Origin of the sequence: Microbacterium sp. A84 (genome assembly GCF_051842815.1) — a bacterium.
In the GTDB taxonomy this organism is placed as follows: Bacteria; Actinomycetota; Actinomycetes; order Actinomycetales; family Microbacteriaceae; genus Microbacterium.
On record NZ_JBPXMS010000001.1, the window covers coordinates 822,160 to 847,746 of the forward strand.

A 25,587-nucleotide genomic window follows, 5' to 3' on the forward strand; every position below is an offset into this window, starting at 1 on the left:
ATGCCGGGCGCCTTTCAGACCAGGAAGATCGGCAGCATTCCTGGATTGTGCGCGTGCACCAGCACCGCGAAAACCACCGCGTCGAACAGCAGGTGCACCGTGACGACGTAGGCAAGCGAGTGCGTCCGCAGGAAGATGTAGCCCTGCAACAGTGCGAACGGGATCGTCAGCAGCGGCCCCCACTCGCGGTAGCCGAGTTCCCACAGGAACGATACGAACACGATCGTCTGCAGCACATTCGCGAGAGCAGCCGGAAAATGTCTGCGCAGCAGCGCGAATACCGTGCAAATGAAGAACAGCTCGTCCCAGATGCCCACTGCACCGACCCCGACGAACAGGCGCGCAATCAGCTCAGGAGAGTCGACGACCGGCCAATTCTGGTAGACGCCGCTGCTGATGAAATAGAACGGCAGGATCAACCAGCCGAGCACCAGCACCGCGATCAGCCATCCCCACTGCAACTTTCCCCATCGTTTGTGGGTTCGCCACGGGAAGCTGATCGCACGCTCACGGAACACGAATCGCGAAATCAGGTACGGCACGACCACGGCGCCACCGAGCGCAAGCGTGAACCGTAGCATCGCCATATTGTCGAGTTCGGCTGCCAGCGGGATCACGCTGACAATGAGCATGCCGATCGCGATCAGCGAGAGGTCGCGCGTGAGTGAAGGGGATGCTGAAATATCCCGCGCGGTGTCCAGACTCGATCCGATCCGTACTGTCGGTCGCTGCGCCGGCCAGCGCCGTTCGACCACCCAGGCCGTGCCGATTCCGACCGCTAGCAGCACCCAGCCCAGCCAGGCCCACTGTGCAACGAAGAACGCGGGAGCGGCGAGGCACACCAATGCCGCGGGGACGAGTCCCGGCCCCCACCCTGTCGAGGCGCGCGTCATGCCCGAGGCTTCCGGCGGTAGACGAGGTCGCGGATGTCGCGCCCCTTGTCGATTCCCTTGCGTTCGAAAGAAGTCATCACACGTCCGTCGAAACGCTCTGCCCAGTCGCCTTCGAACGCGCGCTCGAACTGCGGCTCGGCATCCAGTACCTGGTGCATCTGGCGCGCGTAGTCCTCCCAGTCGGTGGCGAGCCGGAGCAGGCCACCGTCTTTGAGCGCGCGGGCAGCGGTCGCACCGAAACCTTCGCGGATCAGCCGACGCTTGTTATGTCGTGACTTGTGCCATGGGTCGGAGAAGAAGATCCAGACCTCCTCGGCACTGCCCTCCGGGAGGTAGGTTGCCAGGACCTCTGGCGCATTCGCCTCGACGAGTCGGAGGTTTCGCGCCCCCGCCTTGTCTGCATCGAGCATGGTGCGCGCAATTCCCGCACGGAACACCTCTACAGCCAGGAAGTCATCGTCAGGACGAGAGGATGCCGCCGAGATGATCGCGTGTCCCTGACCCGAACCGATCTCGACGATCAGCCGGGCTTCGCGGCCGTACGTCGCGGCAGGATCCATCCGCGCATCCGGGTGAACGCTCGTCTCGGCGTCTCCACGCGGGACGTCGATAAAGTACTGCGGCGCAAGCTCGGTGAACGCACGCTCCTGAGCCTCAGACATCCGCCCACTCCGGCGAACGAAGGAGACCGGTTCATCACGGAAAGTGCGGGGATCATGCATACCTCAAGGGTATCTGTCAGTCAGCGGTCACGAAGTCGATGAGTTCTTCGACCCGACCCAGCAGCGTCGGCTCCAGATCGCGGTAAGAATTCACCTTGCTGAGGATGAACTGCCACGCACGACCAGTGTCACCCTGGGTCTCGTACGGCCAGCCGAATGCTTTGCAGATCCCGGTCTTCCAGTCGGTGCCCCGCGGAATCTCGGGCCAGCGGGTGATCCCGAGCGTCTTCGGTGTGACGCACTGCCAGACATCGATGAACGGATGCCCGACGATCTTCAGGTGCCGACCGTGCGGCCCACGCATGATGGCATCCGCGATCCGCGATTCCTTGGAACCTGGCACGAGATGGTCCACCAGAACCCCGTAACGCCGCGTGGCATTCGGCGGCTCGCTCGCCAGCAGTTCCTCGAGCTTGTCCAGCCCCTGAAGAAACTCGACAGCGACGCCCTCGACCCGCAGGTCGGCGCCCCAGACTTTCTCGACGAGTTCAGCGTCATGTTTGCCTTCTACCAGGATGCGGCTAGGCAGTGCGGTACGTGCACGCTGGTCAGCAACGGCCACCGAGCCGGAAGCCGTGCGTTTTGTCGCCTGCTTGGTGGGAGCCGGCGGGATCAGACGCACGGGTTTACCGTCGATCATGAACCCGCCACCGAGCGGGAAAAGTCGCTTGCGGCCATGGAAGTCCTCAAGTTCGACGGTGCCACCCTGCACGCGCGTGACAGCACCGCAGAATCCGTCTACAGCGACTTCCACCACCAGTTCACGCTCGGCCTCCACGGTCGCCACGTGCACAGCGCCGCGCTCCCGCCATCCCGCACCGAGCACATCCGAGCCATACATGTCGTCCATGCCTTCCAGCGTATGTGTCTGCGCTGATGGCGAACGAAGTTCACGCGTTGGATGCTGTCGCGTGTCGGCCGCTGTGCATAGACTCATTGCACAGGGCGTGGCCGCCGGTCGGAGGGGAACAGTTATGAAGACGAGGTGGCTGACTGCGGCCGCGGTGACGCTTGTTGCTCTGCTCGGAGCCTTCTCTGCGCCAGCGGCATTCGCTACTGATCCGCTCCCGCTGGATCCTGGCTACGTGACAGATGCTGCCGGCGTATTGAGCGTCAGCGAGAACCAGTCTGCGCAAGACCGCCTGCAGGAGCTCACCGAAAATTCGACGGCAGATCTCTTCGTCGTGCTGGTGGATGACTTCACCTCGCCATCCGAGTACACGGCGTGGGCCGACAAAGTGGCCGAGATCAACAACCTCGGCCCGGAACAGTACCTGCTCGCGATCTCGACCGAGGGGCGCAACTACTACATCTCCGCCGCCGAAGATGGGCCACTGAGTTACAGCAAGCTCGACGACATCGAGGAGAAGATCCAGCCCCTGCTCGCGCAGAGCGACTGGCACGGTGCGATCATCCTCGCCGCCGATGAGATTCAGGGCGACGGCGGCGCTGGCATGGTGCGCGTGTTCTTGATCCTCGCAGGCATCGTGGTGTTGGCGCTTGTGATCTGGCTGATCGTCGCGCTGATCAGACGAGCTCGTAAGAATGCCGTGATTCGCAAGCGCGGCGCCATGCCGGAAACGCCCGACCCCAATAACCCGTTCTCGACGATGACTGATGAGCAGGTCGAGACCGAGGCGGGTTCCGCGCTCGTGCAGGCTGACGATGCGATCACCTCAAGCCGTGAGGAACTCGGCTTCGCGGTGGCGCAATACGGCGAGGGCGCGACCGCTGCGTTCAGTGGAGCCATCGAGACAGCCAAGACCAAGATGTCGGAGGCGTTCGACCTCAAGCAGAAGCTCGACGACGAGATCGAAGACACGATCCACGATCGTCGGGCCTGGCACATCCGCATCATCCAGCTCTGCGATGAGATCGATGACGTCCTCGATGACAACACCGGGGCCTTCGACGCACTCCGCAAACTCGAGCAGAACGCGCCGCAAGAGCTCGAGCGGGTCCGTAGCGAACGTGCACAGCTGCAGCCGCTTCTGGAGAGCGCAGCGCCGGCGTTTGCGGCACTGGCAGCCACCTACGACGCAGAAGCGCTGAGCACGATCACGGATAACCCCGCCCAGGCGCAGGAGCGTGCGGCGCTCGCTGACCGGTCCATCGACACGGCGGCCCAGGCGATTGTTGCAGGACGCACTGGCGAAGCGGCGTTCGCGATCCGCACAGCTGAGCAGGCCGTCGCCCAAGCCGTGCAGCTGGCACACGCAATCGACGCTCTCGGTGCAGAACTTGCCGAAAGCGAGAAGCAGGCACGGGCACTGATCACCGAGTTGCACGGCGATCTCGCTGCCGCTCAGCAGCTACCGGATACCGCGGGAGCGATCGCTGCCGCTACCGCCGCGACCACCGCCCAGTTGCAGCAGGCAGAGGCGAACCTCACCGGTTCTGCACGCAGCCCCCAGCGGGTGCTCGAAGCGCTCACTGCAGCGAACACGCAGATCGACGCCGCGATTGCCCAGGGCAGAGAGACGGTCGAGCGCGCACAGCGGACGCAGTTGATGCTCGAGCAGACTCTGACACAGGCCACCTCAGATGTCCGCAGCGTACGCGACTACATCGAGACGCGGCGTGGCTCCGTCGGATCCACCGCCCGCACAAGACTGTCCCAGGCGGAGGGAACCCTCACGCAGGCGCAGAGTCTTCGCGCGAGCGATCCGCAGGCAGCCCTCAACGAGGCGCAACGGGCGCTCGATCTGGCGCGGCAGGCACGTTCTTCGGCGCAGGCGGATGTCAACGGCTACAACCGCAACCAGTACCAGGACAACAGCTGGAGCGGCGGCATCTTCGGCGGTTCGTCCGGCGGATCGAACAGCTCCGGCCTGGGCGGCGATATCCTCGGTGGCATCATCGGCGGCCTGCTTTCCGGCGGCGGAAGCAGTGGTTCCTCTCACCGCAGCAGCTGGCGTTCCAGTGGCAGCAGCGGCGGATTCCGCAGCTCCGGCTTCGGTGGCGGAAGTCGTTCTAGCGGCAGTCGCGCCAGCGGCCGCAGCGGACGCTCCGGAGGGGGTCGCTTCTAATCAGTCCCCTGTTCTCACGACGTGCACGACCTCAAAAGACTCCGTTTCAACCGAAAGGAACCACAATGACCAAACAGTCCATCTTCGGTCGCATCTCCACGCTGATGAAGGCCAACATCAACTCGATGATCGACTCTGCGGAAGACCCGCAGAAGATGATCGATCAGCTCGTGCGCGACTACACCAATAACGTCGCCGACGCCGAGGCAGCGATCGCCGAGACCATCGGGAACCTGCGCCTGCTCGAGCGTGACCATGAAGAAGACGTCCAGTCTGCGAAGAACTGGGGCAACAAGGCACTCGCGGCAAGCCGCAAGGCCGACGAACTGCGCGGAGCAGGCGACGCCAGCGACGCCGACAAGTTTGACAGCCTCGCCAAGATCGCGCTGCAGCGTCAGATCAGCGCCGAGCGTGAGGCGGTCGGTGCAGAACCGACCATCAGCTCACAGACCGAGGTCGTCGACAAGCTCAAGAGCGGGCTGAACGGCATGAAGGACAAGCTCGGCGAGCTGAAGAACAAGCGCAGCGAACTTCTGGCTCGTGCCAAGGTTGCCGAAGCACAGACCAAGGTGCAGGATGCCGTCTCGTCGATCAACGTGCTCGACCCGACCAGTGAGCTCGGCCGCTTCGAGGACAAGGTCCGCCGCCAGGAGGCCCTCGCTGCCGGCAAGGTGGAGCTTGCCGCCTCCAGCCTCGACGCACAGTTCGAGAGCCTCGAAGATCTCGGTGAGCTCACCGAGGTCGAAGCACGTCTTGCTGAGCTGAAGGCCGGCAAGCCGCAGTCGCAGCTCGAGTCCTGAGACTCCGGATGCCCCGGGCCGGTGTGCCCGGGGCATCCCCCTTTTACTTCTGGAGGTCCTCGTGGCCAAATTCCTGGTGGTTCCGCAATGGCAGGGTTCGCCTGCCGCACGCGCGATGCTGCTCGTCGACGGCGCATCCGCCATTGCCGGTGATCTTCCCCGCAGCGCCACGACGGTTCTCGACGTGCCGATCGAAGCGGGCGACTCGCTGGGCACCGGTGTGCACCGACTGAGCTCGATTCAGCGGGTTCGCGCTCTCGTCGCCGATGCGATGGCACCGGATACCGTCATCATCGGTGGTGACTGCAGTGTCACGGTCGCCGCGTTGAGTGCGATTGAACACGATGACCTCGCCATCGTGTGGTGCGATGCGCATCCCGACCTCCAGGTGCCCGAGACCTCATCATCCGGCGCGTACTCGGGTATGGCGCTGCGCAGCATCCTCGGTGAAGGCGAACCGCAGCTCGCGCTCTCCCCCGCAATCTCGAACGATCGTGTGGTCCTCGTCGGCGCGCGTGTCATCGACGATGCGGAGGAAGCTCCGCTCGCGACACTCACTCGATTGAACGTCGACGATCTCACCGACGTCGATGCTCTGGCGAATGCCGTCGCCGCCACCGGCGCAAAGCGGGTCTGGGTGCATATCGATGTCGATGTGCTCGACCCCGCCGAGATCGCTGGGGTCTCCGCCGCCGCACCGTTCGGCACCAGCGCAGCTGTGCTCTCCGCGGCTGTCCGTGCGCTGCGTGTACGTATTCCTCTGGCCGGCGCAACGATCGCCGGTTTCGCGCCGCGGTCACCAACGGACGCGATGGAAGACCTCGGCACGATCCTGCGACTCGTCGGCGCCGTCGCGTGAGCGCAGACTGGCGCCCGGCCGCGGAGGCAGCACTCGCGCGCGGACGGCGCTTCGATCGCCGCATCCCCTCGTTCCTCATGCGCTCGCCGATCAGTCGGCTCGGTTACGCATGGGGAACCACGGTCGGCTGGGTGTGGGGCTCTCTGTGGAGCACCGGCCCTGTTGAGCGCCGGCAGGGCCTGTGGGTATTTCGCGGTATGCCCCAGTGGTCGTTCAATCGCGGCGGGGTGTGCGTCGGCGGATGCTTCTTGACTGGCGATAAGAACCCGAGCGACGCCGTGCTGCGACACGAAGCCGTGCACAAAGCGCAGTGGCTGCGCTACGGATTCCTGATGCCGCTGCTCTATCTGTTCGCGGGCCGCAATCCGCTGCGCAACCGCTTTGAGATCGAAGCGGGGCTGGAAGACGGAAACTACGTGCGCCGCTGACGTTGCTCAGCGATCGGCACTGAGCGTTGCTCAGCGATCGGCACTGAACGTGAGATCAGCGGTCAGCCGAAAGCAGACCGAAACGCTCCGGCGTGTGGATCATAGAGATCGGAACGTCGAGCGAATCAGTGAGGTGCTCGACAATGTCGGCGGTGCCCAGGTAGCCGCCGAGCAGCGTCACCCGTGTGGGCTTCTCATCGTCGCACAGCATCTCATCCGCCCACGCGCAGGTGGCCCGCGCCAGAGCTGCACCCGGTGCGCAGGAGCGGCCGGTTCCCGGTGCACCGGAGCGCGATGAGCGCGCGAGCCACGTGACCGTCATTCGGGCGGGGACATCGACCACGCTGATGTCGCTCACCTCAGGAACCTCGATGAACACTCGACCAGATGCGCACAGCGGAAGCGTTGCCAGAAAGACCTCGAGTTCCACCAGGGAGTTCTCGTCCGCCGTCACCAGGTGGTGAGCACTCAGACGTGCGGCTCGGCGCTGGGCGCGTCCGCTGCGAACGAAGGTGGAGGTCGTCATGATTCCCCCAGCATACCACCGATGAAGGGTTGCCTAACCTTGGTCGCGGTCAGTCTTCCACCAGCGCGGTTCGCAGATCTGCGAGTTCGGCAGCCGTAAGCCCGTTCATGGTGAGGTATTCAGCCGCCGAACCCCAGCGCTCATCAACCTCGTCCAGCATGCTCCGCATGACCTCGGCCGGCGACAGCGTCGCCAGCGCTACCGCGTGTTTCGCTTCGGGATGCTGTGTCTCCAGGAACATCACGATCTTTCGGTTTCGTTCCTCTGGCAGCTGTGACGCGGTCAGTGCGTAGTCGGCGATCACCGCATCTCGATCTGCGCCGACGGCCGCGAGCGCAAGCGCGACGGTGACGCCCGTGCGGTCTTTGCCGACGGTGCAGTGCACAAGCGTCGATTCGCCGCGTGCGATCACGCGGATCGCATCGACGAGTCGTTCACCGCTCTCCTCGAGAAGCTGACGGTACATCTGCTCGAGACTGAGGTCGTTGTCAAAGAACGACGCAACAGATCCGAGGAAAAGCGGCAGATGGGTGGTCGCGATGGTCTTCGTCGCCGAGGGCGCGGCAGCGACTTCCTTTCCGTCGCGCAGATCGACGACGTGAGCGACGCGTTTGTGCAACTCAGCGATACCCGTGTCTGTCGCTGCAACGAGACTTCCTGATCTCAGGAGCTTGCCCTCGCGAATTCGCCCACTCTCGGTCGGCATCCCGCCGACATCGCGGACGTTGAAGACACCATCGACCTGGATGACCGTCACTCGGTCACCTGCGCAGTGCGTGCCGGAACCGGGTAACGACCGGCGATGACAACACGGTTGAAGGCGTTGATAGAAATGCACGCCCAGCTCAGCGCCGCGTACTCCTTCTCGGTGAACACACTGCCGACCTTGTCGTACACCTCGTCCGGGATGCCGTCCTCGTGAATGAAGGTGAACGCCTCGGCAAGTTCCAGTGCCGCGCACTCACGGTCAGAGAAGACTCCGCTCTCTCGCCAGGTGGGGATCTGGGTGAGGGTATCGGCGTCGATGCCCGCCGCGGCCGCACGATCGACATGCACGCGCGTGCAATAGGCGCAGCCGTTGAGCTGTGAACTGTGAATCATCACGAGCTCTTTCAGCCGGTCATCGATCCCGTTCGCCGCACAAATCTCGCCTACAGTGCGGGAGAATGCGTCTAACGCCTGATAGGCCGTCGGCTCAGTCTTGGACAGATGTACTCGCGTCTCACTCATGGCTCCATGATAGGACGAGTCGCTGACAGAGCTCGATTCGCAGAAAATGCAATATGACAAGTTTTTACTAGATTTTAAGAAATTTCTGCACCGTATGTGCCGCTTATTACGTGTCATTTTGATCTGGCATTTCCTGCAAGCCGGGTGTGAGGGTGAGAATATGGACGTGGCGACAGAAACCGATGAGTTCAGCTATCTTCCGCACCAGGCACAGGCGCTCGGCGTGGAGGTGGTTCCTGTCACGCGCCTCACGCTGACACTTCCTGACGGCCGCGAGCTGAGTGCGCTCCGTTACGGCGAGGATGCTCCGACCGTCACGCTGCTACACGGCGCCGGCCTCAATGCCCACACCTGGGACACGACTGCCCTCCTGCTGCGGCAGCCGACTCTCGCGATCGATCTCGCCGGCCACGGCGACTCCAGTTGGCGCGACGACGTTGACTACTCGGCGCGCACCCTCGCCGCCGATGTCGTGATCGCGCTCGAGCAGTGGACATCTCAGCCGCAGGTGCTGGTCGGCCAGTCGCTCGGTGGGCTCGCGGCTGCAGCCGTGGCGTTCACTCGCCCTGATCTGGTGCGTGAGTTGGTCACCGTCGACATCACCCCCGGCATCGACACCTCCGGCGGGCCAGCCGTGCTCCGTAAGTTCTACGAGGGCCCCACCGATTTCGCGAGTCGCGATGAACTGGTCGATCGTGCGATCTCGCTCGGTTTCGGTGGCTCGCGATCCGACACCGAACGCGGGGTCTTTCTCAACACGCGCGTACGGGCGGACGGGCGTATCGAGTGGAAGCACCATTTCGCTCACCTCGCAGCCCGTGCGCTGGCAGCGGACACCACCGACAACGCCGCGCCGGCGATCCTCGCCACCACCGGTTGGGATGACCTCGCCGGAGCGACGGCGCCCATCACGCTCGTGCGTGCCACCTCGGGTTTCGTAAGCGAAGAAGATGGTGCCGAACTGCAGCGCCGTGTACCGACCGCCCGGGTGATCACCCTCATCGCCACCCACAACGTGCAGGAGACCGCACCTGGTGAGCTTGCCGACCTCATCCGCGAAACTGTGAACGCTCCCGTCTGAGGAATGCGACGCCGTATTCCACTGTTCTGATCACACTGACTGCCCTTCCCTAGGCTCTACCGAATCGGCAACACAGCAATTGCCGCACCGAGAGGATCCCGCACTTCATGTTCCGACGCCCCAGACGCCTTGCCGTCATCTCCGCACTCGCCGCGACCGCCGTCATCCTGACAGCCTGCGCCGGTTCGGGCCCTGAGCCAGTGGAGACCTCCACTGGCGAGCCAGATCTAAACGCCACGCTCACCGTCGGCCTCGTTCTCGAACCGACGAACCTCGACATCCGGCACACCAGCGGTGCAGCGATCGAGCAGATTCTGATCGACAACGTGTACGAGGGCCTCGTCACCCGCACGCAGGACAACACCATCGAGCCCGCCCTGGCCTCCGACTACGAGGTCTCCGAAGACGGTCTCACCTACACATTCTCACTCAACGAGGGGGTCACGTTCCACAACGGCACCGCACTCACGTCTGCGGATGTCGTGGCATCCTATGAAGCTGTTCGCACCGACGAAACGCTGCAGGGATTCGCTGAGTTCGCTCACATCGCGTCGATCGCGGCACCGGATGCCACCTCAGTGGTCATCACGTTGACCGAACCGAACCAGAACTTCCTCTTCACCCTGACCGGACCTGCGGGACTCGTGTTCCAGTCCGGCGATACCACCGATCTGCAGAGCGCAGAGAACGGGACGGGCCCGTTCACGCTGGAGAAGTGGAGCAAGGGCAGCGCGATCACGTTCGCTCGCTATGCCGACTACTGGGGCGAACCTGCCAGCGTCGCCGAGGTGGTCTTCGAGTACATCCCTGACTTCACCGCGGGTGTCAATGCCGCGCTCGACGGCAGCCTCGACGTACTCACCGCCGTCGACCCCAACCTCGCTCCCGAGCTCGAAGATTCCGGCGAGTTCCTGCTGACCAAGGGCCGCACCACCGACAAGGGAACCCTCGCGTTCAATAACACGAAGGCACCGCTTGACGACGTCCGTGTGCGAGAGGCGCTGCGTCTGGCGATCGATCACGAGGCGCTCATCGAGGCAGTCGGCGCCGGTCAGACACAGTACGGTCCGATCCCCGAACTTGACCCCGGCTACGAAGACCTGTCAGATCTCGCCCCCTACGACCCGCAGCGCGCCAAGGAGCTGCTTGCGGAAGCTGGGCAGGAAGACTTGGAACTGACCCTCACGCTTCCGTCCTTCTACGGCACCACTGTGCCGCAGGTGCTGATCTCCGACTTCGCAAAGGTCGGCGTCACCCTCGAGGTTGAGCCGGTCGAGTTCGCGACCTGGCTGGAAGACGTCTACACCAACAAGGACTACGAGCTCAGCTTCGTGCTGCACGTCGAGCCGCGCGACTTCGGCAACTTCGCAAACCCGGACTACTACTTCAACTACGACAACCCGGAGGTGCAGCGGCTGTACGCCGAAGCCCTCGCCGAGATCGATGAAGATTCCTCCGCCGAGCTTCTCGCCGAGGCTGCGCGTCTCGTCTCCGAGGATCACGCCGCTGATTGGCTCTACACCGGTGAGACCATCACCGCCGTGCGCCCAATCGTGACCGGTTTCCCCGAAGACTCGATCAACTCGCGAATCAACCTCGCGGGTATCACCGTCGCCGCAGAATAAACACGAGTGATCCGCTACACGCTCACACGAGGGGTCCTGCTGATCGCAGGGCTCCTCGTGTCGAGCGTGCTCATCTTTCTGACGTTGCGCGTCTTCCCCGGAGACGTCGCTCAGCTGATCGCGGGGACGCAGGCGACGCCGGCGACGGTGGAAGCGCTGCGTGAATCGCTCGGACTGAATCGTCCGCTGATGGCGCAGTACGGCGAGTGGATCGGCGGAGTGCTCACCGGAGACCTCGGCACCTCTCAGCTCAGCGGCGCTTCCGTCGGTGAAGAGCTGGCGGAGAAGGCACAGGTGACTGTGCCGCTGGGAATCATGGCTCTGGTGATCGCGCTGCTGATAGCGGTCCCGTTCGGCGTGCTCTCGGCGCTGTTTCGCGGTCGCGCAGGTGGCACGGCCCTCAGCGTCACTGCGCAGGCTCTGGCCGCAGTCCCGGTGATCTGGGCGGGCATGATGCTCATCGTAGTGTTCGCCATCTGGCTCGGCTGGCTGCCGGCGCAGGGCTTCCCCCGCGGCGGCTGGTCTCAGCCGTGGCAGGCGTTTCGCTCGCTCCTGCTCCCCGCATTGACCATCGGCATCGTCGAGGGCGCAATGCTGCTGCGTTTCGTGCGCAGCGCGACCCTGCAGGCGCGCGGTCAGGACTTCGTCCGCACCGCCGCCGCGAAAGGACTCAGCCGCAACCGAGCACTCATCCAACACGGCATCCCCGCCGTGGGCCTGTCGATCGTGACGGTGCTGGGTCTCCAGGTGGCAGGCATCATCGTCGGCTCCGTGGTGATTGAACAGCTCTTCACGCTTCCTGGCATCGGGCGGATGTTGGTCGCTGACGTCGGCACACGCGACCTGATCAAGGTGCAGAGCGAACTGCTTGTGCTCACCGGACTCGTGCTCATCATCGGCTTCATCGTCGATCTCACTCACCACTTCGTCGACCCGCGACAGAGAGAGGCCGCCTGATGCCCCGTTGGCTGCGCACGCTCTTCCGCAGCGCGACCGGCCGCTTCGGCCTGATCACGGTCGCCGTGATCGCGGTCGTCGCCCTTGTCTCGGTGTTCTGGACGCCGTTCAACCCGCTCGAGACCAATATCCGAGGCCGCTGGGCGGCGCCAGGCTGGCCGCATCTACTGGGTACGGATAACACCGGCCGAGACATCCTCAGCCTCGTCATGGCAGGATCGCGCACCACAGTCTTCGTCAGCGTGGGCGCCGGAATCGTCGCAACCGTCGTCGGCATCACCCTCGCCGCGCTCGGCGCTCTCACGTTCCGGTGGATGCGCGAGACCATCGCGGTCCTCGTCGACATTCTCATCGCGTTTCCCGTGCTGATCATCGCGATGATGATCTCGTCGGTGTGGGGCGGATCGCTGTGGGTCGTGATCTGGTCGGTCGGCATCGGATTCGGCGTGAACATCGCCAGAGTCACTCGCCCTGAACTGCGCCGCGTGCAGCAGAGCGACTTCGTGCTCGCCGGGCGTGCCTGCGGCCTCACGACATCGCAGAACCTCGTGCGTCATCTCCTGCCGAACGTCGCGCCGGTCTTCATCGTGCAACTGTCGTGGTCGATGGCGGTCGCTGTGCTCGCCGAGGCCGGTCTTTCCTACCTGGGCTTCGGTGCGTCGATCGTAGAGCCTTCATGGGGCATCCTGCTGGCCGACCTGCAGCGGTACATCAGCATCCATCCGCTCTCGGTCATCTGGCCGGGACTCGCGATCACGATCACAGTGCTGGCGTTGAACCTGCTCGGTGATGCGCTGCGCGAAGCGACCGACCCGACGCTGCAGCACCGCGCGGCAGAGACACACACCCCGGCGGTGGTCGCATGAGCCTCGTCGTGCAGGATCTCGTCGTCAACATCGACGGACGCCGCATCATCGACGGCATCTCCTTCGAGGTGCCAGACGGTGCACGCCTTGGCCTGATCGGCGAATCCGGATCCGGCAAGTCTGTCACTGCCCTCGCCATCCTCGGTCTCCTCCCCGACGGCGCCACCTCCAGCGGCAGCGTCCGTTGGAACGACACCGAGCTGATCGGGATGCCGGACAAGCAGCTGGCACGTTTCCGGGGCGACGACATCGGCATCGTGTTCCAGGAGCCGCGCACCGCGCTCAATCCGATCCGCACCGTGGGCAGGCAGATCGCCGAGTCCGTGCGCATCCACACCGGCGCGAGCAAACGCGAGGCGCGCGAGCGGGCGATCGAAGAGGCTGCACGCGTGCACCTGCCCGATCCGGAATCCATCGTGCAGAAGTTCCCGCATCAGCTCTCCGGTGGACAGCGTCAGCGCGTGGCTATCGCCATGGCTCTCGCCTGCCGTCCGCGGCTACTCATCGCTGATGAACCCACCACCGCGCTGGACGTCACGATCCAGGCCGATATCCTGCGGCTTCTGCTGTCGCTCGTCGAAGAACAGGGCATGTCGCTGATGTTCATCACCCACGACCTTGCCGTGCTCGCTCAGGTTGCCACGCATGGTGTGGTGCTCGAACACGGTCGGGTGATCGAAGCGGCCCCGGTGACGACGCTGCTCACCGCCCCGGTCTCGCCGATCACACAGGGGCTGCTGCGCGATGCCACGGCGACCCTGTGGCGCCCTGATGGCGGTGACGCATGAGCCTCATCGAAACGCGCGGACTGCGCCGAGACTTCCCCGTACCCAAGCGCACGATGTTCGACCGCGCTCGTTTTCAGACCGCACTGCATCCGACTGATCTGAGTATCGAGGCCGGTGAATCCATCGGCCTGATCGGCGAGTCCGGTTCCGGAAAATCCACATTGGTCCGGCTGTTGCTCGGCCTGGATCGTCCGACAGCCGGCTCGATTTCAATCGATGGCAAGGCGGTGGATGCCACGGGCTCTGCCCGTGCGCTGCACTGGCTGCGCCGCCAGACCGGGCTCGTCTTCCAAGATCCCTACGCCTCGCTCGACCCGCGGATGAGCGCCGGCCAGATCATCGCCGAGCCGCTGTGGGCGCTGGGTATCGAGGGCGATCGTCGCGCGCGGGTGCGCGAGGTTCTCACGCAGGTCGGGCTGGATTCAGAGATGGCCGACCGCTACCCGCACGAGTTCTCCGGTGGGCAGCGGCAGCGTGTCGCGATCGCTCGCGCAATCGTGCATCGGCCACGCATCCTTGTCGGCGACGAGCCGATGTCGGCGTTGGACGTCACGGTACGTGCCCAGGTGCTGGAGCTCTTCGAAAAGTTGCTGACGACGCAGGATCTGACGCTGATCATCGTCTCCCACGACATCGGGATGGTGCAGAACCTGTGCGACACGGTCGCTGTGATGAAAGACGGCCACATCGTGGAGCGCGGCACAACCAAGGACGTCTTGCGGCACCCGCAGCAGGACTACACCAAACAGCTGCTGGCGGCGATCCCGGTTATTCCTGGTGCTGTCCACGGCGGCGAGGCTTCGACCTGACAGGCTTCGGCTTGAGCGACTTCTGCAGATAGATCGTCCCCAGAGATCGTCCGAATTTGAAGCCAACCCTGCCCATGCGCCCCACTTCTACGAAGCCGAGTTTCGTGTGCACGTGAATCGATGCGTCGGCGCCGCTGTCGCTGATCACTGCCACGATCTCACGCAGGCGGATCTGTTCACAGGCCTCGATCAGCGCCTGCAGCAACGCAGAGCCGAGACCTTTTCCGCCAGCGCCTGGTCCGAGGTAGATCGAATCTTCGACGGTATAGCGGTATGCCGTCTTGCTCGCCCATGGCTGCACCAGGGCATAACCGATGACCTGATTCGACGGGCCTACGGCGACGAGGAAAGGAAGTGTGAGTCTGGTCAGCAAGGCGAACTTCTCGCGCCAGTATCGATGCGTGCTGCGCTTCTCGTCAAAGGTCACCACTGAGTTTGCGACGTAGTGGTTGTATATCTCACGAATGTCAGGCAGGTCGCCGATGCGCGCAGGCCTGATCACGAACGTGAAGGTGTCAGCCTCAGGCTCAGGGGCCCTCAGATGACGCGGCAGCCGTCGACGCCGGTCGCCGGGTTCAAATTGCATGAAGTCAGAATAGTGCCGGAGCAGGCTCGGGTCGTGCATCGTCCCCGCCGACATGCCAGTCAATCAGGTCAGCCCCCTGCTGTGCGAGGAGTTCATTCGCCCGGGAGAATGGTCGAGAGCCGAAGAATCCGCGTCGCGCGGACAGCGGCGAAGGATGGGCAGACTCGATGATTCCCGTCTCACCCAGCATCGGCCGCAGGCCCCCCGCATCCTTCCCCCAGAGAATCGCGACAAGGGGCTGCTCACGTGCCACGAGCGCGCGAATCGCAAGCTCGGTCACCTGTTCCCAGCCCCATCCGCGGTGCGATGCCGCTTCCCCTGGGCGCACAGTGAGCACCCGGTTCAGCAGCAGTACGCCCTGATCGCTCCATGGAGTCAGATCGCCGTGCGGTGCCGGTGGAATGCCGACATCGCTCTCGCGCTCGGCGTAGATGTTCACCAGACTCCTCGGCAGCGGCCGCACATGGCGATCCACCGCGAAGGACAACCCGATCGGATGCCCTGGGGTCGGATAGGGGTCCTGTCCGGTGATCAGCACGCGCACGTCGGCGAAAGGCTGCTGGAATGCGCGCAGCACTCGATCGCCGGATGGCAGATACTCCCGACCTGCGTCCTGCTCCACGCGAAGACGTTCACCGAGCTCGCGGATCACGTCGGCGGCCGGTGCGAGAGCTTCAGCCCACCCTCGATCGATCTGCCCTTCCGCCGCCAGATCCTCCAGTGACCAGGCCAGCACGAAGAATCAGTCCTCGGACTCGTTACGCACCCGCAGCTCGCCACGCGCGAGAAGGTGCTGTGCAGACTGCGCGACCGGGCGCATCGTGATCAGGTCGAGGTTCACGTGTCCTGGCGCGTCAAGGGCATAGCCGATGACATCGGCGACGTCGTGCGCCGTGAGAGGGTTTTCGACACCCGAGTACACCGATTCTGCGCCGAGTCGGTCGCCTCGCAGTCGGTTGAGCGTGAACTCCTCGGTGTGCACCATGCCGGGTGCGACCTCGACGACGCGCAGCGGCTCGCCGTTGAGTTCCTGGCGCAGCACCTTGACGATCATGGACTGTGCTGCCTTCGCTGCGTTGTAGCCGCTGCCGCCCGGGTAGGCGGTGTATGCGGCCGTCGACGTCACGAAGACCAGGTCACCGTGACCATCGGATGCCGCGGCGCGACGCAGCAACGGGAGCACACCCGCCACGAGCCGTTGCGTGGCAAGCACGTTCACATCGAACATCCACTGCCAGTCATCGACGCTGCTGTCCTCGACCCGGTCCGTGCCGCGCGCGCCGCCCGCGATCTGAACGAGTGCGTGCACGGGGCCCGATTCCTCAAGGCTCACGATGAGGGATGCGACAGCATCCACGTCGGTGAGGTCGCACGCGATGGCCGATGCGCCGGTCTCATCGACGAGTTTCTGAAGCCGGTCTTCGCGTCTGGCGACGCCGACGACATCCCACCCGCGGGAGCGAAGATCACGAACCGTGGCCTCCCCGATCCCTGAACTTGCACCGGTCACGACTGCACGCCTGATCACCATGCCTCCACCGTACGACGTTTCTGGGTCCGCGGATGTTACGTAACATTTCCGGCGCGTTGTTGACAGCGAGGCCATTACGTACTCTCTCCTAAGCGGCATCTGCCGCACTGACCTCAATCCGATCCAGGGAGATCAACATGTCCGCAGCTGAGACCTGGCGTTTCGAGACCAAGCAGATTCACTCGGGTGCCGCACCCGACCCGGTCACCAAGGCGCGCGCCACGCCGATCTACCAGACCACTTCGTATGTCTTCGACAACGCCGATCACGCCGCGAACCTGTTCGCGCTTGCCGAGTTCGGCAACATCTACACGCGCATCCAGAACCCCACGCAGGATGTCCTCGAGCAGCGCCTGGCCGCGCTCGAAGGTGGTACTGGAGCATTGGTGCTCGCAAGCGGGCAGGCAGCATCGACGTTCTCCGTGCTGAACATCGCGCAGGCCGGCGATCACATCGTCTCGTCCAGCTCGATCTACGGCGGCACGTACAACCTCTTCAAGTACACGCTCGCCAAGCTCGGCATCGAGGTCACGTTCGTCGAGAACCAGGACGACATCGAAGAGTGGCGTGGCGCAGTGCGCCCGAACACTAAGCTCTTCTTCGCCGAGACCATCGGCAACCCGAAGATCAACGTGCTCGACATCCGCGGTATCGCTGATGTCGCGCATGCCGCCGGCCTCCCGCTGATCGTCGACAACACGATCGCCACACCGTACCTGATCCGTCCGTTCGAGCATGGCGCCGACATCATCGTGCACTCGGTCACGAAGTTCCTTGGCGGCCACGGCACCACCATCGGCGGTGCGATCATCGACGGCGGCACGTTCGAGTGGAGCAAGAACGCTGCCAAGTTCCCCGGCCTCAGCGAGCCTGACCCTTCGTACCACGGGGCGGTCTACACCACGGCGGTCGGCGACGCTCTCGCATACATCATCAAGGCCCGCGTGCAGCTGCTGCGCGACCTCGGCTCGGCCATCTCGCCGCAGAGTGCCTGGAACCTTATCCAGGGCATCGAGACGCTGTCGCTGCGCATCGAGCGTCACGTGCAGAACGCGCAGGAGATCGCTGAGTGGCTCGAGAGCCACACGGACGTCGCCACCGTGAACTACTCGGGGCTCCCCTCGTCGCCCTGGTACGCCAAGGCCAACGAGTACGCACCGAAGGGTGTCGGCGCTGTGCTGTCGTTCGAGCTCAAGGGCGGCGTCGAAGCCGGTCGCGAGTTCGTCAACAGCCTGTCGCTGTTCAGCCACCTGGCAAACATCGGTGATGTGCGCTCGCTCGTCATCCACCCGGCATCCACGACGCACTCGCAGCTCTCGCCTGAGCAGCAGCTCACCGCTGGCGTCACGCCGGGCCTGGTGCGGTTGTCGGTGGGACTCGAGAACATCGAGGACCTCAAGGCCGACTTGGAGCAGGCTCTGGCTGCCGCACGTCGCGTCTCGGAGGCCGCTCGCGCGTAAGCGCAACGTCCCCGCACGCATCCGATTTAGAAAATCCCTCCCCGGCCTCGCTGGTGGAGGGATTTTTCTCTACCCGCACGCCGCGCGTCAGGTTAAGAGCACGCCGTGCGCGACGAGCGCAGCTATCAGCACGTCGTGCCCGTCTTCCCGGCGCCAATGGATGCCACCCAGCCCGACTGAACGCGCGCTCTCCATGTTGTCCGCCCTGTCATCGATGAACAGGATCGAGTCAGGATCTGCGGCCAGCAGCTGCGCCACTCGCACGAAGAACTGCGGATCGGGCTTCGCGAAGCCGACCTCGCACGAGTAGAAGCTCTCGTCGAAATGATCGTCATATTTGAGCACACTGCGCATGTAGGCGGCTCGATCGCTGCCCTGGTTCGTACCGAGATGCGCGCCAAGACCGGAGCGACGAACGCTCTGCACCACGGCGAGGGATGCCTCATCCACCGCGATCCGGCACCAGGCATCCGCATGCAACGTCGCCGCGGTCGATGCTGAGCCGAATTCGACCAGACGCTCACCTAGGGCGGGCAAGAACTCCCCCGCGCCGATCATTGACGGAGCTTCGATCGGCCCGAGACCTGAGATGAACTCATCGACGCGTGCACCGACATGCGGCTCGATCGCGGCGACCCACCCGCCGGGCGTGAATTGGATGACGTCATCCGCGTCGAAGAGCACATGTTGTGGCATCCTCTGAACCTAGCAAGTAGCGCCCACTCGTAACGTTTACCCGCTTGGCCGCCGAGCAGACGAGAATGGATGCATGGACTGGCAGAGCACCTCCGAAGACACCGTGCCATCGGCGCGCGTGACGGCGGCCGATGCGCGCCTCCTCCGAGCACGCCCGCCCGTCACAGGTGCATGGCGTGACGGTGACCCCGTCGGTGACCGGAAGTTCGCAGCATTCGGATCGTTCCGCACCGAGAGCGAGCAGGAGCTGCCCAGCATCCGCATCGCCTATGAGTCCTGGGGCGAGCTCAACGCAGCCCGAGACAACGCGATCCTCGTGCTGCACGCGCTGACAGGCGACAGCCATCTGCGTGGCAAGGCGGGTGCGGGTCACCCCACCGCCGGATGGTGGGAAGACATCGTCGGCCCTGGCGCACCGCTGGACACCGATCGCTGGTGCGTGATCGCGCCGAACATGCTGGGTGGATGCCAGGGCTCCACCGGCCCAGCCAGCGTTGCACCAAACGGTTACGAGTGGGCATCCCGCTTCCCGTACCTCACGATCCGCGACCAGGTCGCCGCCCAAGCGCTGCTCGCAGATGAGCTCGGTATCGATCGCTGGGCCGCCGTCATCGGCGGCTCGATGGGCGGCATGCACGCGCTCGAATGGGCGGTGACGCACCCAGAACGCGTCGAGCGCCTGGCGATCCTCTCCTCTCCCCCGACATCCACCGCCGATCAGGTCGCTCTGAACTCAGTACAGATCGAAGCCATCCGCATCGACCCGCGGTTCCAGGGCGGAGAGTATTACGACCTGGGTGAAGGCGAGGGCCCGCACCGCGGACTCGCGCTCGCCCGCAGAATGGCGCTGTTGAACTACCGCAGCCCGATCGAGCTCAATCAGCGCTTCCAAAGGTCGTGGCAGTCCGGCGTGTCTCCTCTGGGACGAGGCGGTCGTTTCGCAGTCGAGAGCTACCTCGACTTCCATGGCAACAAGTTCACCCGCCGATTCGATGCGAACACCTACATCACCGTGGTCGAAGCCATGAGCTCGCACGACGTCGGCCGCGACCGCGGCGGCGTGGAAGAAGCGCTGCATGGCGTCACCGCGACAACGCTCGTGCTCGGCATCGACACTGACCGGCTGTTCCCCGTCGACGGGCAGCACCGTATTGCACGAAGCATCCCGAATACCCTCGATGGCAACGAGGCTGTCGTTCTGACAAGCGATTTCGGCCACGACGGATTCCTCATCGAAACCGAAGAGGTCGGCGCGCATCTGCGCCGCCTGCTCGAGAGCTGAATCAGTCGCGTAGGTACCGCCACGGGCGGGAGGCGGTCTCCAGCCGGTGCCGTCCATCTCCGCCCTCCGGATGCTCCGCGTCCCCACCCCAGACGAAGACCCCATCGCCGATGATGTGCGTGGCGTAGAGCTCAGGAGCGGATGTTGCTGCGAACGCCGCGTCGATGCTGGCCAGTTGTGCCAGTGCGTGCAGCGTCACCCAGGTCGGCGGGAACAGACGCAGTTCTCCCTTCGCATGAAGTCTGAGCGCCTCGGCGGGCGTCAGCCAGCGCGATTCCTCCACTTCATCAGGCGACAGCGTCAGCTCGCCCTCGGGCGCAGTCGCAAGGAAGAACCAGGTGCGCACGCGTTTGGGTGCTTCCACTGGAGGCACCCAACACGACAGGGTGACCAGTTCGGCCGGTCGGATCCCGACCTCTTCATCGCACTCGCGGATGGCTGCGCGCGCCGCGGTCTGCTGCTCGCTCGCACCGGCGACGGCATCCTCGGGTTCAACCATGCCTCCGGGAAACACCCATGCCGCGGCGAACGATCCCCGGTCCGGACGCCGTGTCAGCAAAACCTCGAGCCCCTCTGCCCGATCGCGCAGTAACACTGCTGTTCCGGCCACGGGCATCGTCGCATCCATGCCCTCACTGTAAGGGTGGTGCACCCGTCAGACAGCGAGTGCGACCCGCTCGGTGCGGAACGCGACCACAGTTATCGCAAGACCGACGAGAGCCAATGCGGCTCCGACCCAGGCCGGCGCGGTGAATCCCCAGCCGATGGCGATCACCATCCCTCCGAGGAAGGCGCCGAGGCTGTTGCCGATGTTCAGCGCGGAATGATTCATCGCCGCCGCGATGGATTGGTTGTCGCCCGCGACGTCCATGAGCCTGGTCTGTATCGCCGGGCTCAGCACGGAGGACACCAGCCCCACCGCGAATGCGAAGAAGGCCAGCAGGATCATCTGGAACGACAGCAGTGCCAGCAGGACAAGCACCAGTGCCAGAGCGCCCATGCCGATCAACAGCGTGCGCCGCAGGTCGCGGTCTGCCATGTACCCACCGAGGATGTTGCCGACAGTCATGCCGAGTCCGACGAGCACGAGCACGATCGGTACTGCCCATTGAGGCGACCCGGCAACATCTGTCACGAGGGGCGCGATGTAGCTGTAAACGGCGAAGAAGCCGCCGAAGCCGATGGCTCCGATACCGAGCGTGAGCCAGACCTGGCCGACCCGGAACACGCCGAGCTCGGACCGCATGGTGCGGCCCGGTTCTCCCGGATGCTTCGGGACGAATCTGACAATGCAGATCGTCGCCACCGCGAAGACGATGGTGACGATCATGAAGGCCGTGCGCCAGCCCCACTGTTGCCCGAGGTACGTGCCGAGCGGCACGCCGATGACGTTCGCGATGGTGAGCCCGGTAAGGATGAACGCGACGCCCTTGGCACGCTTGCCGGGACCCAGCACGTCTGCGGCGACCAGTGCCCCGATCCCGAAGTAGGCGCCGTGCGGGAGCCCGGCCAGAAAGCGCGACATACCGACCAACTCGAATGTCGGCAGCACGATCGTCAACGCGTTGAACAGCGTCAATGCCAGTGCGAGCCCGAACATCACATGGTGTCGTGGGAAGCGTGCCACGAAGCCGGCGATCGTCGGCGCACCGATCACGACGCCGAGCGCGTAGAGGGAGATCAGGATGCCCGTCTGCGCGATCGCCTCTTCGTGCGACGCCGCCCATACGTCCGGGAGCAAATCCTGGGCGATGTCGGGCAGCAGCCCCATGACGACGAATTCGGTCATACCGATCCCGAAGGAGCCGATGGCGAGAGAGAGGAGCGCCGTCATCGCCGCACCCCTCGAGAGTGTCGAGGAGTGGTTCACCCGTCAATGCTACTGGTCGGAGGCATCCTCAATCGCCGCTTCGAGACGCTCGACCTTCGCATCGAGCTCGCCCGAGTACCCCGGGCGAATGTCTGCCTTCAGCACGAGCGACACGCGGGATCCGAACGGCATCACGGCTTCGGTGGCGCGCTTGACGACATCCATCACCGTGTCCCAATCGGGGCCCTCGATCTCGGTGAACATGCTGGTCGTGCGGTGCGGCAGGCCGGAGTCGCGGACGACCTTGACTGCGGCCGCGACAGCGTCATGGACGGATCCGTCCTCGCCGCCGGTGCCGGATGGTGCGACGGAGAATGCGATGAGCATGGTGTTCCTTCGGTTCGATGACTGGGACGTTCAGCGTCTGGCAGATATGTGGCTGGTGGGCACACGCACCAAGGCGCGCGTGGAGATGACCAGCAGTACGACGAGCAACAGGTTGCGCACGGTCAGGAGCAGCACCGGCAGCAGTTCCGTTCGTAGCAGCGCGTCGTAGGTCAGCGGGTAGATCAGACATGTCAGGCCGCACAGCGCGAGCACGAGGCCGGCGGGCACGCCCGATCGGGTGCGGTCGAAGATGATCCAGAGGACGACCGGAGCGATCAGCCAGGTCTGGAACTGCGGTGAGCCCACCTTGTTGGTCACGATCAGCGTCACCACGATCGCGAGAGTGAGCGGTGGGAACAGGCGAGGAAAGGATGCTCCCCTCATCGCCTTGACGGCGCCGAGCACGACGACCGCGAGCGTCACCAGCACCATCAGCGGGGTCAGGAATGCGGCGAGAACCTCGGCACCCGGTGCGCTGATCTGGAAGGTCAGAATGTCGAAGCTGTAGTCGACGGATGCTGCGCCGAAATGCGCCATCCACATGAACGGCGTCGCCGCGACAGCCTCGATCTGCAGGCCGCGTCCGGTCTGTTCGGTGAGAAAACCGAACAGATGCCGATCGGCGCCGCGCAGGAACAGCACCACCACGGTCGCTGCACTGACTGCGGCTGCGGTAAGCAGCACGCGCATCCGGCTCTTGGCCGCGACAACGGCAGCGAGCACGAGGGCGCCTGGCCAGATCTTGATCCAGGCCGCGATCGTGAGCAGCACCGTCGCCACGCCAGGGCGCTTGACGAGCCAGAACCCGCCGATGACCGCCAGCGGCACCGTGACGGCATCGATGCGGTACATCGCGATCGGGCCGAGCAGCAGAAGCGCTGCGGTCCAGAACCATCCGGCCGAACGGCGAGGCGCTGAACCTGTGCGTCCGACGAGCACGCCGAAGGCGACAGCATCCAAAGCAGTGATCAGCACTGCCCACCCGATCAGGTACGCGCCGGGCATGCCGACCAAGGCTGTCAGCGGCCAGGCGAGCAGCTGAGTGAGCAGCATCGGCAGCAGCGCCAGTTGGGGATATACCCACGGCTCTGTGATGCCGACGATCGAACCGCCGCTGAGGGCAGCCGCCGACCACGGTTCGTAGACGAGGACGACATCGCCCATCGGTTGACTCGGGTACGCCCACCCCTGCCAGGCGATGAGTATATGCACTGCGAGGAATGCGCCCCACAGACCGATTGTCCGGAACTTCACGAAAGCAGATCTCCGATCGCTGTGGGCAGCGCCTCGGCGACATCGAGTGCCACAATCGGATGCCCGACCCGACCCTCGATTGCGCCGGATGCCAGTCGTGCCGCGTACCCATGCAGCCAGGCGCCCGCCGCCGCGACCTCAGCAATCGGGGTCTTCGGGTTCACGGCAATCAATGCACCGAGGATGCCGGCAAGCACGTCACCTGCACCAGCCGTCGCGAGCCAGCTGGGCGCAGATGAGACGGAGATGACGGTGCCGTCGGATGCCGCGACCAGCGTCGTCGAACCCTTCACCAGCACCGCGGCGCCAAGGGCCTCGGCTGTCTGCGCGGCATCGGCAGCGCGATCCGCAGCATCAGCGCGATCTCGCAGCCGGAGCTGGGCGCGCAGTCGCGCAAACTCCCCGGCGTGTGGTGTGACGAGCACGGGTGCCGTCGCACCCAGTGCGAGATCGAGCGCTCCGGCGTCGACCACGACAGGAGCGGATCCGGAGAGAATGGTGCGCAGCGCGACCTCTTCGTCCGGTGTGCGCTCCGCGGCATTGGTGCCAGAGCCGATGACCCAGGAATCGATCTGGGTTCGTCCCGTGTCGGAGGCTGCCACGGTCTCCGGCCTGCGGGCGATCACCGCATCCGCTGCACGTCCGCCGCCGACGAATCGCACGAAGCCTGCGCCCGTGCGCCAGGCCGCTTCGACGCCCAGCACGGCAGCTCCGGGATACTCGTTCGATCCTGTGCGCAGCGCAACGACACCGCGGGAGTACTTGTCATCCGTTGCAGCCGGTGCCTGCAACAGGCGTCCGGTATCTGCACGGGACCATTCGCGGACGTCGACCATGGTTCCACGCTAGCGCGCCGCCCCTGTCTGAGCGCGATACGGTCAACGAGTGAGTCTTCTCTTCTCCCCGCTCAGCATCCGCTCTGTCACGTTCCCTAACCGCCTCTGGGTCTCGCCGATGTGCATGTATAGCGCCGTAGACGGAGTGGTGCAGGAATGGCATCACACACATCTCACCCAGTTCGCCGACGGTGGCGCCGGACTCATCATCACCGAAGCCACCGCAGTCGTCGCCGAAGGACGCATCTCTCCGCGCGACGCCGGGCTGTGGAACGACCGGCAGCGCGATGCGTGGGCACCGATCGTGCGGGCCATTCACGAACGCGGTGCGCTCGCTGGCATCCAACTCGCACACGCCGGGCGCAAAGCGTCGACCTGGTGGCCGTGGGCTGACGAGCGCGGATCCGTGTCGATCGCTGACGGTGGCTGGCAAACTGGCGCACCATCCGCTGTGGCCTTCGACGGCTTCGAAGCACCTGTCGCGCTGGATGCGGCGAGGATAGAGCATGTGATCGATGCGTTTCGCGATGCCGCCCGTCGTGCGCTCGACGCCGGGTTCGACGTGCTGGAGCTCCACGCGGCCCACGGGTATCTGGTGCATCAGTTCCTCTCGCCGCTGTCGAATCTGCGCGATGATTCGTACGGTGGATCGCTCGAGAACCGGGCGCGCCTACTACTGCGTATCGTCGACGCGGTGCGCGGTGTTGCCGGAGACGGCGTGCCTGTGTTCGTGCGGATCTCGGCGACTGATCACGCCGAGGGAGGATTCACGCCCGAAGAGGCTGCAATCGTGAGTGAGTGGGCTGTGGAGCACGGCGCCGACCTCATCGACGTCTCCAGCGGCGGACTCGTCGCGCACCAGAAGATCGACGTGCACCCTGGATATCAGGTGCCGCTGGCCGAGACGGTGCGGCGAAGCGGACGGATCCCGGTGACAGCGGTGGGGCTCATCACCGCTGCCGAACAGGCGGAGCAGGTGCTCGCCGATGGCGCGGCAGATGCCGTCTTCGCCGGACGCGAGTGGTTGCGCGACCCGCACTTCGGCCTGCGCGCCGCGCATGAACTCGGTGCCAGCATCCCCTGGCCTGCGCAGTACACCCGCGCCCGCTGGCGTTGACGTACCGTCATCCCG

28 protein-coding genes are annotated in these 25,587 nt (G+C 64.7%); 13 read left to right on the forward strand and 15 right to left on the reverse strand.

Going from position 1 to position 25,587, the window contains the following annotated elements:
- Positions 1-14: 14 nt before the first annotated feature.
- From ACSU04_RS04185 to ACSU04_RS04195, 3 genes are read right to left on the reverse strand one after another with little or no spacing between them, the layout of a single operon-like run.
- Positions 15-893: a CPBP family intramembrane glutamic endopeptidase gene (locus tag ACSU04_RS04185; RefSeq protein WP_439278571.1), complete on the reverse strand. Its 879-nt coding sequence runs from the start codon at positions 891-893 to the stop codon at positions 15-17.
- Positions 890-1,615, reverse strand: coding sequence for a tRNA (guanosine(46)-N7)-methyltransferase TrmB (trmB, locus tag ACSU04_RS04190; protein ID WP_439288517.1), 726 nt, complete (start codon positions 1,613-1,615; stop codon positions 890-892). The genes ACSU04_RS04185 and trmB overlap by 4 nt, the downstream gene beginning before the upstream one ends.
- A gap of 16 nt (positions 1,616-1,631) precedes the next feature.
- A complete protein-coding gene (locus ACSU04_RS04195) occupies positions 1,632-2,465 on the reverse strand; it encodes a DUF3097 domain-containing protein (protein ID WP_439288518.1) in 834 nt (277 codons plus the stop codon).
- Between the two features lie 124 nt (positions 2,466-2,589).
- Here ACSU04_RS04195 and ACSU04_RS04200 point away from each other — a divergent pair, with 124 nt between their 5' ends.
- The 4 genes from ACSU04_RS04200 to ACSU04_RS04215 all read left to right on the forward strand — a co-directional run bounded on the left by ACSU04_RS04200 (position 2,590) and on the right by ACSU04_RS04215 (position 6,731).
- On the forward strand, positions 2,590-4,644 hold the full coding sequence (locus ACSU04_RS04200) for a TPM domain-containing protein (protein WP_439288519.1): 2,055 nt from the start codon (positions 2,590-2,592) through the stop codon (positions 4,642-4,644).
- 65 nt (positions 4,645-4,709) lie between these two features.
- Entirely contained in the window at positions 4,710-5,444 is a 735-nt protein-coding gene (locus tag ACSU04_RS04205; RefSeq protein ID WP_439278575.1) for a PspA/IM30 family protein, read from the forward strand.
- Positions 5,445-5,505: 61 nt separating this feature from the next.
- Positions 5,506-6,303 (forward strand): arginase family protein, encoded by a 798-nt coding sequence (locus tag ACSU04_RS04210; protein ID WP_439288520.1) that lies wholly within the window; start codon positions 5,506-5,508, stop codon positions 6,301-6,303.
- A gap of 77 nt (positions 6,304-6,380) precedes the next feature.
- Entirely contained in the window at positions 6,381-6,731 is a 351-nt protein-coding gene (locus tag ACSU04_RS04215; protein ID WP_439289419.1) for a Fe-S oxidoreductase, read from the forward strand.
- A 55-nt stretch (positions 6,732-6,786) separates the two neighbouring features.
- On the opposite strand, the gene ACSU04_RS04220 is transcribed toward ACSU04_RS04215, so the two are convergent.
- Genes ACSU04_RS04220 through ACSU04_RS04230 form a run of 3 tightly spaced genes read right to left on the reverse strand, consistent with a single transcriptional unit; the run spans position 6,787 to position 8,487 of the window.
- Entirely contained in the window at positions 6,787-7,257 is a 471-nt protein-coding gene (locus tag ACSU04_RS04220) for an SIP domain-containing protein (RefSeq protein ID WP_439288521.1), read from the reverse strand.
- 49 nt (positions 7,258-7,306) lie between these two features.
- Positions 7,307-8,014, reverse strand: a complete 708-nt coding sequence (locus ACSU04_RS04225; protein WP_439288522.1) for a tyrosine-protein phosphatase — start codon at positions 8,012-8,014, stop codon at positions 7,307-7,309.
- The gene (locus ACSU04_RS04230; RefSeq protein WP_439288523.1) at positions 8,011-8,487 is read right to left on the reverse strand and encodes a carboxymuconolactone decarboxylase family protein; all 477 of its coding nucleotides are present in this window, start codon (positions 8,485-8,487) and stop codon (positions 8,011-8,013) included. Before ACSU04_RS04230 ends, ACSU04_RS04225 begins: the two co-directional genes overlap by 4 nt.
- A 160-nt stretch (positions 8,488-8,647) precedes the next feature.
- Here ACSU04_RS04230 and ACSU04_RS04235 point away from each other — a divergent pair, with 160 nt between their 5' ends.
- The 6 genes from ACSU04_RS04235 to ACSU04_RS04260 all read left to right on the forward strand — a co-directional run bounded on the left by ACSU04_RS04235 (position 8,648) and on the right by ACSU04_RS04260 (position 14,613).
- A complete protein-coding gene (locus tag ACSU04_RS04235) occupies positions 8,648-9,568 on the forward strand; it encodes an alpha/beta fold hydrolase (RefSeq protein ID WP_439278581.1) in 921 nt (306 codons plus the stop codon).
- Between the two features lie 107 nt (positions 9,569-9,675).
- Entirely contained in the window at positions 9,676-11,193 is a 1,518-nt protein-coding gene (locus ACSU04_RS04240; protein WP_439288524.1) for an ABC transporter substrate-binding protein, read from the forward strand.
- Between the two features lie 6 nt (positions 11,194-11,199).
- Positions 11,200-12,150, forward strand: coding sequence for an ABC transporter permease (locus ACSU04_RS04245; protein ID WP_439278583.1), 951 nt, complete (start codon positions 11,200-11,202; stop codon positions 12,148-12,150).
- Positions 12,150-13,016 carry an ABC transporter permease gene (locus ACSU04_RS04250; protein WP_439278584.1) on the forward strand — a complete coding sequence of 289 codons (867 nt, stop codon included), beginning with the start codon at positions 12,150-12,152 and terminating at the stop codon, positions 13,014-13,016. The genes ACSU04_RS04245 and ACSU04_RS04250 overlap by 1 nt, the downstream gene beginning before the upstream one ends.
- Positions 13,013-13,804 carry an ABC transporter ATP-binding protein gene (locus ACSU04_RS04255; RefSeq protein ID WP_439278585.1) on the forward strand — a complete coding sequence of 264 codons (792 nt, stop codon included), beginning with the start codon at positions 13,013-13,015 and terminating at the stop codon, positions 13,802-13,804. The genes ACSU04_RS04250 and ACSU04_RS04255 overlap by 4 nt, the downstream gene beginning before the upstream one ends.
- Positions 13,801-14,613: an ABC transporter ATP-binding protein gene (locus ACSU04_RS04260; RefSeq protein ID WP_439288525.1), complete on the forward strand. Its 813-nt coding sequence runs from the start codon at positions 13,801-13,803 to the stop codon at positions 14,611-14,613. Before ACSU04_RS04255 ends, ACSU04_RS04260 begins: the two co-directional genes overlap by 4 nt.
- On the opposite strand, the gene ACSU04_RS04265 is transcribed toward ACSU04_RS04260, so the two are convergent.
- From ACSU04_RS04265 to ACSU04_RS04275, 3 genes are read right to left on the reverse strand one after another with little or no spacing between them, the layout of a single operon-like run.
- Positions 14,573-15,199 carry a GNAT family N-acetyltransferase gene (locus ACSU04_RS04265; protein ID WP_439278691.1) on the reverse strand — a complete coding sequence of 209 codons (627 nt, stop codon included), beginning with the start codon at positions 15,197-15,199 and terminating at the stop codon, positions 14,573-14,575. The genes ACSU04_RS04260 and ACSU04_RS04265 overlap by 41 nt on opposite strands.
- A gap of 4 nt (positions 15,200-15,203) precedes the next feature.
- Complete coding sequence (locus tag ACSU04_RS04270) at positions 15,204-15,932, reverse strand: uracil-DNA glycosylase (protein WP_439289420.1); 729 nt, start codon at positions 15,930-15,932, stop codon at positions 15,204-15,206.
- Between the two features lie 9 nt (positions 15,933-15,941).
- The gene (locus ACSU04_RS04275; RefSeq protein WP_439288526.1) at positions 15,942-16,730 is read right to left on the reverse strand and encodes an SDR family oxidoreductase; all 789 of its coding nucleotides are present in this window, start codon (positions 16,728-16,730) and stop codon (positions 15,942-15,944) included.
- 137 nt (positions 16,731-16,867) lie between these two features.
- On the opposite strand from ACSU04_RS04275, the gene ACSU04_RS04280 reads away from it, so the two are divergent.
- The gene (locus ACSU04_RS04280) at positions 16,868-18,190 is read left to right on the forward strand and encodes a bifunctional o-acetylhomoserine/o-acetylserine sulfhydrylase (RefSeq protein ID WP_439278588.1); all 1,323 of its coding nucleotides are present in this window, start codon (positions 16,868-16,870) and stop codon (positions 18,188-18,190) included.
- Positions 18,191-18,277: 87 nt separating this feature from the next.
- Here the strand turns inward: ACSU04_RS04280 and ACSU04_RS04285 are convergent, their stop codons facing one another.
- The gene (locus tag ACSU04_RS04285; protein WP_439288527.1) at positions 18,278-18,886 is read right to left on the reverse strand and encodes an HAD-IA family hydrolase; all 609 of its coding nucleotides are present in this window, start codon (positions 18,884-18,886) and stop codon (positions 18,278-18,280) included.
- A gap of 73 nt (positions 18,887-18,959) precedes the next feature.
- Between ACSU04_RS04285 and metX the strand changes: the two genes are divergently transcribed.
- Positions 18,960-20,168 (forward strand): homoserine O-acetyltransferase MetX, encoded by a 1,209-nt coding sequence (gene metX / locus ACSU04_RS04290; RefSeq protein ID WP_439288528.1) that lies wholly within the window; start codon positions 18,960-18,962, stop codon positions 20,166-20,168.
- A 1-nt stretch (position 20,169) separates the two neighbouring features.
- Here metX and ACSU04_RS04295 read toward each other — a convergent pair whose 3' ends face one another.
- The 5 genes from ACSU04_RS04295 to ACSU04_RS04315 are packed head-to-tail and all read right to left on the reverse strand — an operon-like array spanning position 20,170 to position 24,455.
- Positions 20,170-20,796: an NUDIX hydrolase gene (locus ACSU04_RS04295; RefSeq protein WP_439288529.1), complete on the reverse strand. Its 627-nt coding sequence runs from the start codon at positions 20,794-20,796 to the stop codon at positions 20,170-20,172.
- A 27-nt stretch (positions 20,797-20,823) separates the two neighbouring features.
- Positions 20,824-22,038: an MFS transporter gene (locus ACSU04_RS04300; RefSeq protein WP_439278593.1), complete on the reverse strand. Its 1,215-nt coding sequence runs from the start codon at positions 22,036-22,038 to the stop codon at positions 20,824-20,826.
- A gap of 9 nt (positions 22,039-22,047) precedes the next feature.
- Positions 22,048-22,365, reverse strand: coding sequence for a thiamine-binding protein (locus ACSU04_RS04305; RefSeq protein ID WP_439288530.1), 318 nt, complete (start codon positions 22,363-22,365; stop codon positions 22,048-22,050).
- Between the two features lie 30 nt (positions 22,366-22,395).
- The gene (locus ACSU04_RS04310) at positions 22,396-23,619 is read right to left on the reverse strand and encodes a hypothetical protein (RefSeq protein WP_439288531.1); all 1,224 of its coding nucleotides are present in this window, start codon (positions 23,617-23,619) and stop codon (positions 22,396-22,398) included.
- Positions 23,616-24,455: an ADP-dependent NAD(P)H-hydrate dehydratase gene (locus ACSU04_RS04315; RefSeq protein ID WP_439288532.1), complete on the reverse strand. Its 840-nt coding sequence runs from the start codon at positions 24,453-24,455 to the stop codon at positions 23,616-23,618. The genes ACSU04_RS04310 and ACSU04_RS04315 overlap by 4 nt, the downstream gene beginning before the upstream one ends.
- Before the next feature lie 49 nt (positions 24,456-24,504).
- Here ACSU04_RS04315 and ACSU04_RS04320 point away from each other — a divergent pair, with 49 nt between their 5' ends.
- The gene (locus tag ACSU04_RS04320; RefSeq protein ID WP_439288533.1) at positions 24,505-25,572 is read left to right on the forward strand and encodes an NADH:flavin oxidoreductase/NADH oxidase; all 1,068 of its coding nucleotides are present in this window, start codon (positions 24,505-24,507) and stop codon (positions 25,570-25,572) included.
- The last annotated feature ends 15 nt before the right edge of the window (positions 25,573-25,587 follow it).